The sequence below is a fragment of the Actinoplanes sp. M2I2 genome, from assembly GCF_023544445.1.
Taxonomy (GTDB): Bacteria; Actinomycetota; Actinomycetes; order Mycobacteriales; family Micromonosporaceae; genus Actinoplanes.
On sequence record NZ_JALPVJ010000004.1, the window covers coordinates 523,236 to 538,253 of the forward strand.

Genomic DNA, 15,018 nt, shown 5'->3' on the forward strand with positions numbered 1-15,018 from the left:
TTGTTGCCCTTCAGGAGAGCACCGTGCCGAAGTCCCAGGTTCGCAAGAAGAAGGTCTACACGCCGCCGACGGACATCCGTCCGGCGGCAGCCGCGGCGTCGAAGAAGCCCAGCCCGATGTGGCTGCCGATCAGCGCCGTGGCGCTGATCGTGATCGGCATCGCCTGGCTGGTCGTGTATTACCTGTCGTCCCAGCAGTACCCGGTCGAGTCGTTGCGGTACTGGAATCTCGCGATCGGCTTCGGGTGCATGGTCGCGTCGCTCGGCATCCTGTCGCGCTGGCGTTAGTCGGTTATCGCCTGTTTCGGGCGGTTGCTGACTGGTTCGTCCACCAAGCGCACCCCGCGCGCCGGCCGGGGTGCGCTTTGCGCTGACGGGTGCCCCTTGACCCTTTGCGTGCGGCCGTCTATTACTCATGGGTAACATGGGCTCGGCGCACAGCCGAGGCGAGGAGGCACAACGCAGATGGGCACCGCTCAGATAATCGCCACCGTTCTGGCCGGCCTCGTCACCGTCGCGGCCGTCGTCCTGGCGGTCCGGGCCGTGCTGACCATCACCGCGGTGATCCGGCTGGGGCAGCCCGACCCCGCGCGCTTCACCGATCCCCGGAAGCGGACCAGGACGATGCTGGTCGAGACCCTGGGTCACACGCGGATGCTCAAATGGTCGGCGATCGGTGCCGCGCACTGGCTGGTCATGGTCTCGTTCATGATCCTCTTCCTGCTGGTCGTGGAGGCGTACTTCGAGGTCGTCGACCCCGAGGGCGGGCTGCCGATCATCGGGCACTGGGTGGTCTACGGCTTCGTGACCGAGTGGATCGGCATCCTCGGACTGGCCGGCATCCTCTATCTGATCTTCGTACGCCAGCGGAACATCCGGCAGAAGCGGAGCCGCTTCCTCGGCTCGACGATGTGGCAGGCGTACTTCGTCGAGGCAGTCATCCTCGGCGTGCTGGCCTGCGGCTTCCTGATCCGGGGTTTCAAGGTCGCCAACGGCACGTTCGAGTACCCGGCCTGGGCGACCCCGCTCTCCCACGGGGTGGGCGACCTGCTGCCGGCCGCCGCCGACGGGCCGACCTGGGTGGCGCTGGTCAAGCTGTTCATCTCGATGGGCTGGCTGATCACGATCGCGCTCAACCCGACGATGGGCGTGGCCTGGCACCGCTTCCTGGCCTTCTTCAACATCTACTTCAAGCGGGCGCCCGACAAGCCGGCCGGTTCCGGGCTGGGCGCGCTGAAGCCGATGACGAGCGCGGGCAAGCCGCTCGACTTCGAGGAGGCCGACCCCGAGAAGGACCAGTTCGGCGTCGCCCAGGTCGAGCAGTTCACCTGGAAGGGCCTGCTGGACTTCTCCACCTGCACCGAGTGCGGCCGGTGCCAGTCGCAGTGCCCGGCCTGGAACACGGCCAAGCCGCTCTCCCCCAAGCTCCTGGTGCTGAGTCTGCGCGATCACGCGTACGCGAAGGCCCCTTATCTGCTGGCCGGTGGGGGCAAGGACCTGACCGGTGAGGAGAAGGCCACCGAGGCGCAGCTGGCCCACATGGACGTGCTCTCGCTGGCCGAGGGCAACCGCCCGCTGATCGGCACGGCCGAGGAGCAGGGGGTGATCGACCCGGACGTGCTGTGGTCGTGCACCACCTGCGGGGCGTGCGTGGAGCAGTGCCCGGTCGACATCGAGCACGTCGACCACATCGTGGACATGCGCCGCTACCAGGTGCTGATCGAGTCGTCGTTCCCCAGCGAGGCCGGCGTGATGCTGCGCAACCTGGAGAACAAGGGCAACCCGTGGGGCGCGCCGCAGAACACCCGCGAGGACTGGACCAAGGGCCTGGACTTCGAGGTGCCGCGGGTCGGCGAGACCGAGGACTTCGAATACCTGTTCTGGGTCGGCTGCGCGGGCGCGTTCGAGGACAGGGCCAAGAAGACCACCCGCGCGGTGGCCAAGCTGCTGCACGAGGCCGGGGTCAACTACGCGATCCTGGGCGAGGGCGAGACCTGTACGGGTGACCCGGCCCGGCGCATCGGCAACGAGTTCGTCTTCCAGATGCTCGCCCAGCAGAACGTCGAGACGCTGACCGAGGCCTTCGGTGACCGGCCGACCAAGAAGATCGTCGCGACCTGCCCGCACTGCTTCAACACACTCGGCAACGAGTACGAGCAGCTCGGCCTCAAGGTCGAGGTCGTGCACCACACCCAGTTGCTGGCCCACCTCGTGGCGACCGGCAAGCTGACCCCGGTGCAGCCGGTCGACGGCGGCGTCACCTACCACGACCCCTGCTACCTGGGCCGGCACAACCGGGTCTTCGACGCTCCCCGCGAGGTGCTGGGCGGCGCGATCGAGGGCGGCTTGATCGAGATGCCGCGTAACCAGGAACGCTCCTTCTGCTGCGGCGCCGGCGGCGCGCGGATGTGGATGGAGGAGAAGATCGGCAAGCGCATCAACGTGGAGCGCACCGAGGAGGCCCTGGCCACCGGTGCGAAGACGATCGCCGTGGGGTGCCCGTTCTGCTACACGATGATCGGCGACGGGGTCACCGGCAAGGGCGAGCAGGAGAACGTCGAGGTCGTGGACGTCGCAACGGTCCTCCTGCGCTCGCTCAAGCAGGAGGTCTAGGCCTCAGGACGGCGTTCCGGCGGTGGCCGCGGTGGTCGAGGCGACGATCGCCACCATCACGGCCACCTGGATCTCGTCGATCGCCCTCTTCACGGCGGTGGCGGCCCAGGCGCCGTCGCCGATCTCCCGGAGCCGCGTCTCGACAACCTTCCGGTCGAGGTCGGCGAAGACCTTCTTGTCCAGGTCGGTGGCCGCGACAAGGGCACAGAGCGCCGCCGTACGGGGTTCCACCTCGCCCGTGCCGAGCACGGCGTGGCGCATCCGGTCGCGGGCCGCGGTCTCCTGCACCGGCTCGACCCCGTGCGCGGCGGGGTATCGGGTGCGCGGGAACACCCACAGCACCTTGTCCTTCTCGACGCGCAGGATGCCCTCGGCCACGAGCCGGTCCAGAACCCGCGGCCGGGTCTCCTGGGCAAACTTCGACACCCAGTGCCCGGGCTTGCGGGGCTTGTCGTCGGCCACGATCCGCATCAGCGCGGCATCGATCAGCGGGTCGCCGGTCGGGCTCTCGTCGAGCACGACGACCTTCTTGTCGGCCACGTCGACCCGGCCGGCCATCGCCAGCTCGAGCAGCAACCCGCCACCCAGACCGTGGTCCAGGTGGGTGCCGTCGGTCAGCGGAGTGCCGTCGTCGTCATACGCGAGCAGCGTGAACTCTTCGACCAGGTTCATACCCTGACGGTATCCACATACGGGGCGTGCCAATCCTCACCTCGAGTGGGCGCGCCGGACCCGCCCCGTTCCGGCACAATAAGACCGAGGTGAACCGATCATGGACGGCGTGCTCCTGACCGCGGTGCTCCCGTTGGTGGCGTTCGCGCTGCTCACGGCGGGCAATGCGTTCTTCGTGGCCGCCGAGTTCGGGCTCGTCACGGTCGACCGGGCCGAGATCGCCTCCCGGGCCCGCTCGGGTGATCGCCGGGCCCGCACGGTCGAGCACGCGCTGCACGAGCTCTCGTTCCAGCTCTCCGGCACCCAGCTGGGCATCACCCTGACCGCCCTGCTCACCGGTTATCTCGCCGAGCCCGCCCTCTCCCGGATCTTTGCCCCGCTGGTCGAGCCGGTCGCCGGGGACGCCACCGAGGGCATCACCCACGTGATCGCCCTGGTCCTGGCCACGCTGATCTCGATGCTGTTCGGCGAGCTGGTGCCCAAGAACGCGGCTCTGGCCCGGCCGATGCGCGCCGCTCTGACGACGGCGGCGCCGTTGCGGACGTTCTCGAAGCTCTTCAAATGGGTGATCGGCGGGCTCAACGGCTCGGCGAACTGGCTGGTCCGCCGGATCGGCATCGAGCCGCAGGAGGAACTGGCCAGCGCCCGCTCCCCCGAGGAGCTGGGCCTGCTGGCCGCGATCAGCGCCCGCGCCGGCGCCCTGCCGGCCGAGACGGCCACGCTGCTGCGCCGCACGATCCGCTTCGGCGAGAAACGCGCGGCCAAGGCGATGACCCCGCGCGTCGACGTCGTCGGGCTCCGGACCAGCGCGAGCGTGGCCGAGCTGATCTCGGTGGCCCGCGAGACCGGGCACACCCGGTTCCCCATCTACGAGAATACGATCGACCTGGTCATCGGCGTCGTGGCCGTGCCCGACGCCCTGGGCGTGCCGCCCGAGCGGCGGGCCTCGACCCGGGTCGCGACGATCGCCCGGGAGCCGGTGTACGTCCCCGAGAGCCTCGCCCTCGACAAGGTGCTCGCGGTGCTGCGCGAGGCGGACGCCGACCTGGCCATCGTGGTGGACGAGTACGGCGGCACCGACGGCGTCGTCACGGCCGAGGACCTGATCGAGGAACTGGTCGGGGAGATCGCCGACGAGTACGACGTCGAACCGGCCGAGGCCTCGGCCCAGGAGCTCACGGCGCCCGACGGCGAGAAGTCGTACCTGGTCGACGGCCTGCTGCGCGAGGACGAGCTGACCGAACAGACCGGCTTCGCGCTGCCCGAGGGGCCGTACGAGACGCTCGCGGGATTTCTGCTGGCCCGGCTCGGCCACATCCCGGTGGTCGGGGAGTCGTACGAGACGGGTGGGTGGGTGTTCACCGTGACGGCTGTCGACCGGCACCGCGTCGAGCAGGTGCGCGTGTCCGCGCCGCCGGAGCCCGACGATGACTGAGCTGCTGATCACCGTGGTGCTGCTGGTCGGCAACGGGCTCTTCGTGGGCGGCGAGTTCGCGCTGATCGCGTCCCGGCGTACGGCCCTGGAGCCGTTGGCCGCGAGCAGCAAGCGCGCCCGGTGGGCCCTGTCGGCGATGAGCCAGATCCCGCTGATGATCGCCGGCGCCCAGCTGGGCATCACGATCTGCTCGCTCGGCCTCGGCGCGCTGGCCGAACCGGCGCTGGCCCACCTGTTCGAGGGCCCGTTCCACGACCTCGGCCTGCCCGAGAACGCCGTGCACCCGGCGGCGTTCGTGCTGGCCCTGGCCATCGTGGTCTTCCTGCACACGGTCATCGGCGAGATGGTCCCCAAGAACATCACGCTGGCCGGCCCGGAACGCGCGGCGCTCATCCTCGGGCCCTTCATGCTGGCCTTCTGCACCGCCACCAAGCCGCTGCTCAACGCCATGCGCTGGGCGGCCCGGCTGGTCCTCAAGATGTGGTCGATCGAGGCGACCGACTCGGTGAAGACGGTTTTCACCGCCGAGGAGCTGGCCGGAATGGTCACCCAGGCGCGCAGCGAGGGCCTGCTCGGCACCGAACAGTACGCCCGGATCCGAGCGGCCCTCGAGCTGCACGGACGCACAGCGGTCGACACCTTGCGCCCGTGGTCGAGCGTCACCACGGTCGCCGACGACGTGTCCCCCGCGACCATGGAGGCGGTGGCGACGCGGACCGGCCGGTCACGGTTCCCGGTCGTCCAGCGCGAGACCCGCCGGGTGCTGGGCTTCGTGCACGTCAAGGACATCCTGGGGTACGGCACCGACCGCCGTACGAAACCGATCCCGCCCGAGATCATCCGTCCGCTGGCCGTGGTGGCCCCCGAACGTTCGCTCGCCGATCTGCTGCTGGTGATGCGGCGCGACCGGTTGCACATCGTGCTGGTGAGCGACGGCCGTCGCCCGCTGGGCGTGATCACGCTGGACGACGTCGTCCACGCGGTTGTGGGCGAACCGGCCCATCCCCAGGTGCCCACAGCGGCGGTTCAGGCTCGAACAGTCGGCTGACCGCCTACGGGTTGTTCCGCGGTCGCGCGGCGGGTCGGACGGGTCCCGTTCGACAGCCTGTCCCCCATTTCGGACAATGGGCTTATGTCTCGCAAACAGTGGTTGGGTGTTTCGGCCGGGGCATTGCTTCTCGTCGGCTTCGCCGCCCACGCACAACGGCCCTCGTCCCCGCCCGCCTTCGCCGTCGGCCGCCCGGCGGTCACCGCAGCGGCTGATCCGGCGGGTGATCCGGCGGCCGACGTCGCGGACGATGCGGTCGGCACCCCCCGGATCGCCGGCGCCCTCGCTGGCCTCCTCACGCCGTTGGAACCAGCGCCGTCCGGGCCACCCGGCCGGGTCAAAGTCGCGCCCGGCCCGGTGACCGTGCGCTACACGTTCGACGGCGGCGTGGGCCGTCCGATCACCGACCACCTGGGCCGCCACGAGCTGCGACCGCTCGGGCAGAACGGTGGGGCGCTCCGCCTCGTACGCCAGGGCTCGGGTCTGGCCCTCGCCTATCCCAACCGTTGCCGCCTGGCCAAGGAGCGCGACTGCCCCCGGGCCATCCTCGAGGGCGAACGCGACGACAACCTCAACCCCGGGACAAAACGGCTCCGGTACGGCGCGGCCGTGCGCATGACCCCCTCCGACCTGGCCGACGGCGCCAACGTGGTGCAGAAGGGCTACTCGGTCGGCCGGATCAGCCAGTACAAACTGCAGGTGGACCACCGTCTGGGCCACCCGAGCTGCGTCCTGGCCGGCGACGGCGCCATCCACCGGGCCGAAGCCCTGGTCAACGTGGCCGACGGCCGCTGGCACACCCTGGAGTGCGCCCGCTCCCGCACCAAACTCACCTTGTCGATCGACGGCGTCCCCACGGCCACCGCAACCGTGCCGCCCACCCTGTCCATCGCCAACGCCGAGCCGTTACGAGTCGGCGGCAAGGGCACCAACAAGTCCAACGACCAGTTCGCCGGCGAGATCGACAACGTCTTCATCCAGATCGGCTGAATCTTGCGCAGCGCCGCGGCAGTTCGACGTTCCGCCCATTCCCCAGCGCCGGGTCGTCCGGATAGGCGGTCACATGCGTGTGCAGGTGGGGCACGGATGTTGGGCCGACCAGGGGATCACCGACGCGATCGACCGGGCCGTCAAGGTTGCCCGGCGCAAACCGAGTACTCGCAAGCCGAAGCGGGCCGGCGGGCCGGGCGTCGAGTGGACCTAACTCAAGCCGGCACGCTTCAGGATCTCGACAATGACCGGTGCCTTGCCGCCGACGTACTTGCTCATGGACATCGGGTTCTCGGCGGCCGACCGACGTTTGCAGGCTGCGTAGGTGTCACGGTCCTCCTGGTGCGTGCGTAGCCAGTCGCGGAAGATCAAGTGCCGAAGGTACTCGTCACAGTCGGGGCCGAAGACGTGCAGGTTGACGTCGTGACTGTCGGTCCAGAGGCAGCGGTGGTCGTACCAGTGCGGCTCGCGGGTACGCAACGTGTAGCCGGCCCGGACCAGGGCGGGCACGTAAGCGTCCTCGTCAGCCGGATCGGCAACGATCAAGTCGATGTCGATGCGGTCCTTGGCCGGCAGTCCCGGGACAGCCGTGGATCCGACATGCTCCACCGCGAGCGCGAGCGGACCGAGGGCGGCTCGGATTCGGCTCTCTTGTACCGCGTAGCGGGCCGGCCATTCCGGGTTGTAAGGGCTGATCTCGATGGGTCGGGACACCTCGACCGGGCGATCGCCGACCACCCGCTGCGCCATGTGCTCGGGGCTCAGCATGGGCGGGGGCGACGGCAACGGCGGCATACGCACGATCAGAAGCTAACGAGTCGCCGCAATGAGCTGATGGCCCGCTAATGGCCCACCCCTGTTTCAGGGTTACCCAGAACGATGAAAGCCCTGGCGGGCCATCGGTCCTGACCAGGACTTCCGTACGCGGAGCGCGTGACGGAATCGAACCCGCACTGTCAGCTCGGAAACCGGAGGCCAGGGTGCGTCTCGGCGATTCATCCGCCGAAGGCGAGCGAGTAAAACCAGCGTTCCCGGCACGCTCCGAGCAACCACCGCACCGTGGGGTCTGGGGGCTCGGCCCCCAGGTGAGAATGGCGAAGTCCCCACGTCCGCGCTCTTTGCGGACATGGGGACTTCGGGACGAGCGGGTGACGGGAATCGAACCCGCACTGTCAGCTTGGGAACCGTACAGAACGGTACTCGGCTGGCGAAGATTCGCAGGCTGATACGGCCACGAGTGGCCTGGAGTGACCTCGGTCAGCCTACTGCAATGGCACGCGTATGGCACGGGCGGCGAGCGAGCGCACTCGCGAAGCACGTCACTGCTGCGGCTGCGGAACTGGTCGCGAGCTGGCTGACATACCAAGAACGGTATATGCTCGTCCGGTGAGCAGCCGCTACGACATTGAGCTGGAACCCGAGGTACGGGACTGGCTTGAGACGTTACGGCTCAAGGACTATGCGAAGGTCGAAGCCATGGCGGACATCCTCGCGGAACGAGCTGAAACGTTGGGTGAGCCATACTCACGACATCTCAGCGGTAAGACTCGCGAGCTGCGGTTTCACCTTGATCGGGCCGCCGTCCGGATCAGTTACTGGCTAGCCCCGGGAGCGCGAGCAGTGTTGCTGACCGTGTTCCGCAAGACCCGACAGATCGAGCGAGCCGAGGTCGCAAGGGCGATCGCAGCCCAGCAAGTTTGCGAGTCAGGGCATGAGACCCACGCTCCCGCGACCGAGATCTACGAACGGAAATGGCTCTGAGGAACCGGAGGATCGGACGATGACCACGCGTCACACCCGTTGGGAGCGTACCGGCGCCGACGAACACGTCGCCGCGTACGAAGAAGCTCGCGCGGCGCTGCTCCTCGGGCAGATGGTTCACGACCGGCGCACCGAACTGGCAATGACCCAGGCCGACCTGGCGGAGCGCGCCGGCATGACACAGCCGCAGCTCTCCCGTCTAGAGTCCGGCGGAGCTACCCCGACCGTGCCATTGCTGGCCCGCCTAGCAGCAGCGCTGGACGCAGATCTCGACATCGCGTTCCGCCCCCACAACTCACTCGCTGCTTGATCGTGCACGAAGGCCAAGGTGCCCAACCTCCGCGGGGAGATGGCGGCTTTGCCAGCCCTCCGGCTGAGAAAACGAACCGGTGAGGCGCGCTCGATGCCGGGAACCGCGTCCAGCGGCGCACTATGCTCCGATCTCCGCCGGCCCGATCGTCAAGGAGGCGCCTGATGGGAACTCATCACGCGGCCTGCAAGTTCAGTGCCACCGTCATGACAGCGGACGTCGCCGTTCTACACATGCTCCGCGCGCTGTGCCAGCACTGCGAGTCAGGCAAGTACAAGCAGATTGCCTGGGGCGGCACGGGAGAGGGCGACTGGCGGAAGAACGGGCATGAGGTGACGTTCCGGTTCACTCGACAAGCTGACCGAGATGCCTTCCTTAGGGAAGCACAACGGCTGTTGCCGGGACTCTGGCACCTGGTCAAGACCAACAACCTCGATCCGGCCACTCCACGCCGATAGGGACGCCTAAGTCGGGGTGCGCACAGCCGTCTGCGGTGGGTGGAACACACCTCAACGTCATCTCTCCGGATAGTCGCACCCCGGGCGACGCTGCCGGTCGGCCACAGCCCTGGTTGATGGAGGATGGCCGAGCCGCAAGGGCGACGGGTTCCGTTGAACGACAAGCGGAGACGGGTGAGACACGAAGATGCGCGCCAGACCAGCTGTCGAGTGTTGAAGCACTTCACCTAATGGCACGACAGCAGCTGACAGTGTGCCGGAACGACAAGCGCCTGGTCTTGGCATCTGCCATGACCAGGCGTTCGTGTTTGAGCGGGTGACGGGAATCGAACCCGCACTGTCAGCTTGGGAAGCTGATGTTCTGCCATTGAACTACACCCGCAGCGGCCATCACTGTACCTGATCTGGGGTCGCTGCGGCGTGACCGGCCCGGGTCAGCCGACTGCGGCCAGCGGCCGGGCTAACTCGGCTCGCCAGGAGCGGGTCAGGGGGGCGACCAGGCGGCTGGCGGCCAGGGGGAGGGCGCCGGCTGGGCCGTGGGTGCGCAGGGTGGCTGAGTCGATCGAGAGCTCGAACAGGCGCCAGTCGACGTCCGGGGAGGCGTGGAGGTCGGCGGCCAGGCGGGCTGTGGTGCGCGGGTCGCGTACGGGGGTTGCTCGGCCGGTCAGGATGGCCTCGTCGTCGTTCTCTTCCGGGGGAAACGAGTGCAGGGCGTAACGGCCGTCGCGTTCGAGATCGCGGCGCTTGGGTGAGCTGACTAGGAAGCAATACAGGCCCTGGTCGGTGATCACCGGGGAGACGGGATGGACCCTCGGGGCGCCGTCGGGCCGGACGGTGGCCAGGTAGGCCAGGCCGGGACCGTACTGCTGCAGGAGCGCGCGGATGCCCGCGGCGAGCGTGGGCTCGGCGGTGGCGAAGTCGGACCAGGAAGCCATGGGGTGATTCTATCGAACAAATGTTCGACGCGCCCACTAAAACACGCCGAACGGGCAGGTAGGTATGGTGTTGCGATGCTGCTCTCCGACCGCGACCTGGTCTCCGAGATCAAGGCGGGCGACCTCGCGTTGGCGCCGTTCGAGCCGGAACTGCTGCAACCGTCCAGCATCGACGTACGGCTCGATCGGTTCTTCCGGGTGTTCAACAATCACCTCTACACCCACATCGACCCGGCCGAACAGCAGGACGATCTCACCGCCCTGGTCGAGGTGGGTGACGGCGAGCCGTTCGTCCTGCATCCGGGGGAGTTCGTGCTGGCTTCGACGCTCGAGGTGATCACGCTGGGCGACCAGTTGGCCGGCCGTCTCGAGGGCAAGAGCAGCCTCGGCCGCCTCGGGCTGCTGACCCACTCCACCGCCGGCTTCATCGACCCGGGCTTCTCCGGGCACGTGACGCTCGAGCTGTCCAACGTGGCCAATCTGCCGATCAAGCTCTGGCCGGGCATGAAGATCGGCCAGCTCTGCATCTTCCGCCTGTCGAGTCCGGCCGAGCACCCTTATGGCTCCGCCGTCTACGGCTCCCGCTACCAGGGACAACGCGGCCCGACCCCGAGCCGCTCGGCCCAGAACTTCCGCCTCTGGCCAACAACCTAGCCATACGTCCAGCCGGATCCGGGAGTCCTGATTCCGGGCATCTTCTCGGACGGACGAGCTGAAAGCTTCAAGTCAAGATGTCGTAGCGGGGTGGGTGGTGCGGACCGCTGCTCCCGCCGAGGGCCCGGCCGGGGCGAGCAGGGCGCTGGCGCGCCCAGAACGCTCACCACGACCGGGCGACCTGCGTGAGTGGTTGCGCCCGAAAAGCCCAACGGCCGAAAAGCCCAACGGCTGGAAAACCGAACGGCTGGAAAACCGAACGGCTGAAAACCTGAACGGCCGAGCCCCGCAAGGCTCGGCCAGCCGTGTACGTACGGGCGGGTCAGCGGGACCAGCCCGGCCACCAGATGCCGTTGCGGAAGCCGGTCGACCACTGGTGCTCGGAGCAGGACTTCTTCGTGGCGAAGCGCTGTTCGTCGATGATCGCGACGGTGCCGGGGTTGTAGGTGCCCAGGCCGAAGCCGATGCCGGTGACCGTCATCCGCGGGTTGTCGGCGACCACCTGCGCGAACGTCTTCTCCGGAGGTCCGCCGGCGGTCTTCGCGAGGCCGTTGATCGTGGTCGACGAAGTCCACAGCTTGCCCTGGAGCACGTTCCACTCGGAGCGGACCTGACGCTGCGGGTTTCCGGCGCCGATCGACATGAGGTAGTAGTACGGCTCGTAGATCAGCACGCCTTCACCGGCGGGCGTCTTCACGTAGATCTGGTAGGCGGGCAGCGCGGCGTCGCTGACGCCGGCGCCGGCCGTGTCGAGCTTCGTGGTCTCGTACGTGAGCTCCTCGACGGTGCTGGCCAGGACCGGCCGCATCGTCTCGCGCCACGACACCTTGTCCTCGTTCTTGGCCGGGGTGGTCGTCAGCTTGAGTCCGTCGGTGCCGACCGTGGCCGTGGCCCCGCCGATCTTGGTGACGCCGTTGGTGTTGCTGTGCTTCACGACCGTGCAGGGACGGTGCGAGGACGCCATCGCGGGCTGGGCGTGCACGGCGAGGCCGGTCGCAGCGGTCATCACCACGGCCGCGGCGAGCAGCGGTCGTCGCGGCGATCGGGAGGTCTTGACGTTATGGTCCATATGTCCATTGTAAGTTTTGTAGAGGCTTGATCGGTTTTCTGAGACTTCGTTCGGGTTCGGCCGACACGGTCGACCGGGTGCCGATCATCGAGCACAATCGCCGGATGACTGACCCGGTACGGGCCTATGTGGACAAGACTCGTGTCGCCTACGACGTGGTCGCGCAGAGCTACGCCGACCTGCTCCGAGATTCGGTGGCCGAGTCGACGTGGGAGAGGTTGGTGCTCGGGGCCTACGCCGAGATCGTGCGGGGGCCTGTCGTGGAGGCCGGCTGCGGCACCGGCCGCATCACCGCTCACCTGGCGACCTGCGGCGTCGACATCCGTGGCGTGGACCTGTCGCCCGGCATGATCACCACCGCGCGGGCGGAGTATCCCGGTCTCGACTTCTCCGTCGGCTCGTTCCTGGAGCTCGGCCTGCCCGACGCGAGCCTGGGCGGACTGGTCAGCTGGTATTCGCTGGTGCACACCCCGCCGGAGGTGCTGCCCCGGGCCTTCACGGAGTTCGCCCGGGTGCTCCGGCCGGGCGGCCGTCTGCTGCTCGGCTACAAGGCGGGCAACGCCAAGCGCACGCTGACCAGCGGTTACGGGCACGCGATCGAGCTCGACGTCTACGAGCACCGGCCGGAACACATCGCCGAGCTGATCGCCGGCGCCGGGCTGACCGAGACGATGCGCCTGGTCCGCGCGGCCGAGGAGCCGGAGAGGCAACCTCAGGCGTACGCGATGGCCGTCAAGCCGCCCGGCCGTGGCTGACGGTGGCGCCGCACCGAGACCCGGCCGGTCGGGACCGCGCAGGCTGCTGGCCTGTGAGAGGGTGTGCCGCTATGGGCGCGATCAAACCGTGGCATCTGCTGATCCTGTTGAGCTGCTTCCTGGCGGTTGCCGCCTTGGCCACGGCCATCGGGATCACCCTGGCCAAGCGACGCAAGTAACAGGGTCGTGCGCGGTGTCGATCGTACGATTGCAGACGACTCGCCGTGCCCGAGAGGAACGCCCCATGTATCTGATGATCTCGAAGTATCTGGTGCCGCTCGAGCAGGTCGACGAGGTGCGCGACGCCCACCTGGCCTATCTGGAGGGTCTCGAGGCGCAGAACCTGGTGGTCACCGCCGGCCGCCAGGACCCGCCGAACGGTGGCGTCGTGGTGCTCAACGTCGAGGACGAGGCCCGCGCCCACGAGCTGATCTCCCAGGACCCGTACGTGCTGCGAGGCGTGGCCGAGTACGCGGCCACCGGCTGGGTCCCGACCCGAGGCGCGCTCAAGGACTTCCCGAAGGCCTAGGGTTCGAGGTCGTCGTCCGTGAGCAGACCGCGCAGGGTGAGCTCGCGAGCCACCTCGGGTGGGCACTCGTCGACGATCACCGCGGTGCCCACATAGGCGGCGCCGAACAGTGAGCGCAACGCCCGGGCCTGGGCTCCGGTCGCGGCCCAGTCGTCCACCACGAGCACCCGGTCGTCCGGCCGGACCAGCTCCCGCCGTACGCCCAGATGCTGGGTCTCGCCGCGGTGATCGGTCGGCACCTCGGCCCAGATCATCGGCTCGGCGATCGGGCGGCGCGCCCCGGCCCGGTAGGCCTCGACGAAGCCGGCCCCCAGGGCCCGCGCCACCAGCGGGCCGACCAGGAAGCCGGTGACCTCGGGCGAGACGACCACGGTGGGGCGCTCGGCGCGGAACAGGTCGGCCAGCCCGTCGCCGATCCCGGCCAGGATCGCCGGGTCGCGCCACCAGCCCGAGCGGTCGCTCACCAGGTAACCACTGCCGTCGCCGGGGTCGGTCCAGCGGAACGCCGCCCGCAGATGATCACGCAGATCGGTTGTCACGCGGACATCCTGTCACCGCCCGGGGTTTCCGTTCGTCCGCGCGGTCAGAACCCGCTCAGACTAGGGGTCAAGTTGGTGCCGTCGGTCGCCTGGATCGTGCATGCTGTGTCGCGTAGCCATGCTTGACCTTCCGCCGGGCCGACGCCCGCTGAGCCCTGGATCCCGCGCCGGCCTCGGCGCGGCCGTCATGCTGCTCACCGCCGTGTCCGCCGTGGAGCTGCTGGACGGCAAGAACGCCGACTTCGTCGGGCTCTTCGCCGCCGTCCCGTTCCTGGCCGCCGTCTTCGCGTTCTGGCAGACCGTCCTGGTCGTCGGGGTCGTCGCGACGATCGTCGGCATGGTCTTCGTGGCCGCCGCCGGCCCGCTCACGGTGGCCGGTGGGGTCAACATCCTCGGCATCATGCTCGCGACCGGCATCGCGTCCGCGGTCGCCACGATCCGGCAGCGCCAGGCCGCCCGCATCGTCGAGCTGCAACGGCTCGCCGCGGTGGCCCAGCAGGCGGTCCTGCGGCCGGTCGGTCCCCAGGTGGGCGCGCTCGCGGTCGCGGGGCGGTACATCTCGGCGACCGCCGCGGCCGACATCGGCGGGGACCTCTACGAAGCGCTCGACACGCCGTACGGGGTCCGGATCATCATCGGGGACGTACGCGGCAAAGGTCTCGACGCCGTCCGGCTGGCGAGCATCGTGCTCGGCTCCTACCGGCACGTGGCGTACGAGCGGGCCGACCTCAAGGCCATGGTGACCGACCTCGACCGGGCGGTGGCCCGCAGTGTCGGCGACGAGGACTTCGTCACGGCCGCGCTGGTCGAGGAGCGCGGCGGCACGCTGACCATCGTCAACTGTGGACACCCGGCTCCGCTGCTGCTGCGGCGGGGCAAGGTCATCCCGCTCGAGCCGCCCGCGCCGGCGCCCCCGCTCGGGTTCATGCCCGAGGTGAAGGCTCGTGTCGAGCGGCTCGAACCGGGCGACCGGCTGCTGCTGTTCACCGACGGGCTGGGCGAGGCGCGGCGGGACGGCGAGTTCTTCCCGACCGCCGACCGGGCGTGGCGGCTGCTCGGTCACGGCACGGTCGGCGATGGCCTGGCCTCACTCGAGACGGCCCTGGTCGACTGGGTCCACGGCCGCCTCGAGGACGACATCGCTCTGGTCCTGCTGGAGTACGCCGGCCCGGACGACGGCGCGACGGTGCCGATGCCGAGCTGGGAAGTGGGCGCAGCCGGAAGTTAGGCGGCGGGCTGCGCGGGCGCGGC

The 15,018-nt window shown here is 69.0% G+C and carries 18 protein-coding genes and 1 tRNA gene; 13 read left to right on the forward strand and 6 right to left on the reverse strand.

Annotation, left to right across the window (positions count from 1 at the left end):
* Nucleotides 1-23 precede the first annotated feature (23 nt).
* Nucleotides 24-287, forward strand: a complete 264-nt coding sequence (locus tag HJC40_RS10355; RefSeq protein WP_184954305.1) for a cell division protein CrgA — start codon at nucleotides 24-26, stop codon at nucleotides 285-287.
* 177 nt (nucleotides 288-464) lie between these two features.
* Nucleotides 465-2,612: a (Fe-S)-binding protein gene (locus tag HJC40_RS10360; RefSeq protein ID WP_250000626.1), complete on the forward strand. Its 2,148-nt coding sequence runs from the start codon at nucleotides 465-467 to the stop codon at nucleotides 2,610-2,612.
* A 3-nt stretch (nucleotides 2,613-2,615) separates the two neighbouring features.
* Here the strand turns inward: HJC40_RS10360 and HJC40_RS10365 are convergent, their stop codons facing one another.
* Nucleotides 2,616-3,284 carry a GPP34 family phosphoprotein gene (locus HJC40_RS10365; protein WP_250000628.1) on the reverse strand — a complete coding sequence of 223 codons (669 nt, stop codon included), beginning with the start codon at nucleotides 3,282-3,284 and terminating at the stop codon, nucleotides 2,616-2,618.
* Between the two features lie 100 nt (nucleotides 3,285-3,384).
* Here HJC40_RS10365 and HJC40_RS10370 point away from each other — a divergent pair, with 100 nt between their 5' ends.
* From HJC40_RS10370 to HJC40_RS10385, 4 genes are all read left to right on the forward strand, one after another.
* Nucleotides 3,385-4,719 carry a hemolysin family protein gene (locus HJC40_RS10370; protein WP_250000629.1) on the forward strand — a complete coding sequence of 445 codons (1,335 nt, stop codon included), beginning with the start codon at nucleotides 3,385-3,387 and terminating at the stop codon, nucleotides 4,717-4,719.
* The gene (locus HJC40_RS10375) at nucleotides 4,712-5,767 is read left to right on the forward strand and encodes a hemolysin family protein (protein ID WP_250000630.1); all 1,056 of its coding nucleotides are present in this window, start codon (nucleotides 4,712-4,714) and stop codon (nucleotides 5,765-5,767) included. The genes HJC40_RS10370 and HJC40_RS10375 overlap by 8 nt, the downstream gene beginning before the upstream one ends.
* 84 nt (nucleotides 5,768-5,851) lie before the next feature.
* Complete coding sequence (locus HJC40_RS10380) at nucleotides 5,852-6,757, forward strand: laminin G domain-containing protein (protein WP_250000631.1); 906 nt, start codon at nucleotides 5,852-5,854, stop codon at nucleotides 6,755-6,757.
* Between the two features lie 73 nt (nucleotides 6,758-6,830).
* Complete coding sequence (locus tag HJC40_RS10385; protein WP_250000632.1) at nucleotides 6,831-6,971, forward strand: hypothetical protein; 141 nt, start codon at nucleotides 6,831-6,833, stop codon at nucleotides 6,969-6,971.
* Here the strand turns inward: HJC40_RS10385 and HJC40_RS10390 are convergent.
* Nucleotides 6,968-7,525 carry a GrpB family protein gene (locus HJC40_RS10390; protein ID WP_250000633.1) on the reverse strand — a complete coding sequence of 186 codons (558 nt, stop codon included), beginning with the start codon at nucleotides 7,523-7,525 and terminating at the stop codon, nucleotides 6,968-6,970. The genes HJC40_RS10385 and HJC40_RS10390 overlap by 4 nt on opposite strands.
* A gap of 618 nt (nucleotides 7,526-8,143) precedes the next feature.
* Between HJC40_RS10390 and HJC40_RS10395 the strand changes: the two genes are divergently transcribed.
* The 3 genes from HJC40_RS10395 to HJC40_RS10405 all read left to right on the forward strand — a co-directional run bounded on the left by HJC40_RS10395 (nucleotide 8,144) and on the right by HJC40_RS10405 (nucleotide 9,286).
* Nucleotides 8,144-8,518, forward strand: coding sequence for a type II toxin-antitoxin system RelE/ParE family toxin (locus HJC40_RS10395; protein ID WP_250000634.1), 375 nt, complete (start codon nucleotides 8,144-8,146; stop codon nucleotides 8,516-8,518).
* A 19-nt stretch (nucleotides 8,519-8,537) separates the two neighbouring features.
* Nucleotides 8,538-8,828 (forward strand): helix-turn-helix domain-containing protein, encoded by a 291-nt coding sequence (locus HJC40_RS10400; RefSeq protein WP_250000635.1) that lies wholly within the window; start codon nucleotides 8,538-8,540, stop codon nucleotides 8,826-8,828.
* A 164-nt stretch (nucleotides 8,829-8,992) separates the two neighbouring features.
* A complete protein-coding gene (locus HJC40_RS10405) occupies nucleotides 8,993-9,286 on the forward strand; it encodes a hypothetical protein (protein WP_250000636.1) in 294 nt (97 codons plus the stop codon).
* Nucleotides 9,287-9,597: 311 nt separating this feature from the next.
* Here the strand turns inward: HJC40_RS10405 and HJC40_RS10410 are convergent.
* Nucleotides 9,598-9,668 (reverse strand) — tRNA-Gly (locus tag HJC40_RS10410).
* Nucleotides 9,669-9,720: 52 nt separating this feature from the next.
* Nucleotides 9,721-10,221 (reverse strand): pyridoxamine 5'-phosphate oxidase family protein, encoded by a 501-nt coding sequence (locus HJC40_RS10415; RefSeq protein WP_250000637.1) that lies wholly within the window; start codon nucleotides 10,219-10,221, stop codon nucleotides 9,721-9,723.
* Nucleotides 10,222-10,296: 75 nt separating this feature from the next.
* Between HJC40_RS10415 and dcd the strand changes: the two genes are divergently transcribed.
* Complete coding sequence (gene dcd / locus HJC40_RS10420) at nucleotides 10,297-10,875, forward strand: dCTP deaminase (protein ID WP_250000638.1); 579 nt, start codon at nucleotides 10,297-10,299, stop codon at nucleotides 10,873-10,875.
* 322 nt (nucleotides 10,876-11,197) lie between these two features.
* Here the strand turns inward: dcd and HJC40_RS10425 are convergent, their stop codons facing one another.
* Nucleotides 11,198-11,944, reverse strand: a complete 747-nt coding sequence (locus HJC40_RS10425; RefSeq protein ID WP_250000639.1) for a hypothetical protein — start codon at nucleotides 11,942-11,944, stop codon at nucleotides 11,198-11,200.
* Between the two features lie 104 nt (nucleotides 11,945-12,048).
* Here HJC40_RS10425 and HJC40_RS10430 point away from each other — a divergent pair, with 104 nt between their 5' ends.
* On the forward strand, nucleotides 12,049-12,699 hold the full coding sequence (locus HJC40_RS10430; protein WP_250000640.1) for a class I SAM-dependent methyltransferase: 651 nt from the start codon (nucleotides 12,049-12,051) through the stop codon (nucleotides 12,697-12,699).
* Between the two features lie 244 nt (nucleotides 12,700-12,943).
* A complete protein-coding gene (locus HJC40_RS10435; protein WP_250000641.1) occupies nucleotides 12,944-13,228 on the forward strand; it encodes a YciI family protein in 285 nt (94 codons plus the stop codon).
* On the opposite strand, the gene HJC40_RS10440 is transcribed toward HJC40_RS10435, so the two are convergent.
* Nucleotides 13,225-13,767, reverse strand: a complete 543-nt coding sequence (locus tag HJC40_RS10440) for a phosphoribosyltransferase (RefSeq protein ID WP_250000642.1) — start codon at nucleotides 13,765-13,767, stop codon at nucleotides 13,225-13,227. The genes HJC40_RS10435 and HJC40_RS10440 overlap by 4 nt on opposite strands.
* A 100-nt stretch (nucleotides 13,768-13,867) precedes the next feature.
* Between HJC40_RS10440 and HJC40_RS10445 the strand changes: the two genes are divergently transcribed.
* Nucleotides 13,868-14,995 (forward strand): PP2C family protein-serine/threonine phosphatase, encoded by a 1,128-nt coding sequence (locus HJC40_RS10445; RefSeq protein ID WP_250000643.1) that lies wholly within the window; start codon nucleotides 13,868-13,870, stop codon nucleotides 14,993-14,995.
* Nucleotides 14,996-15,018 lie beyond the last annotated feature (23 nt).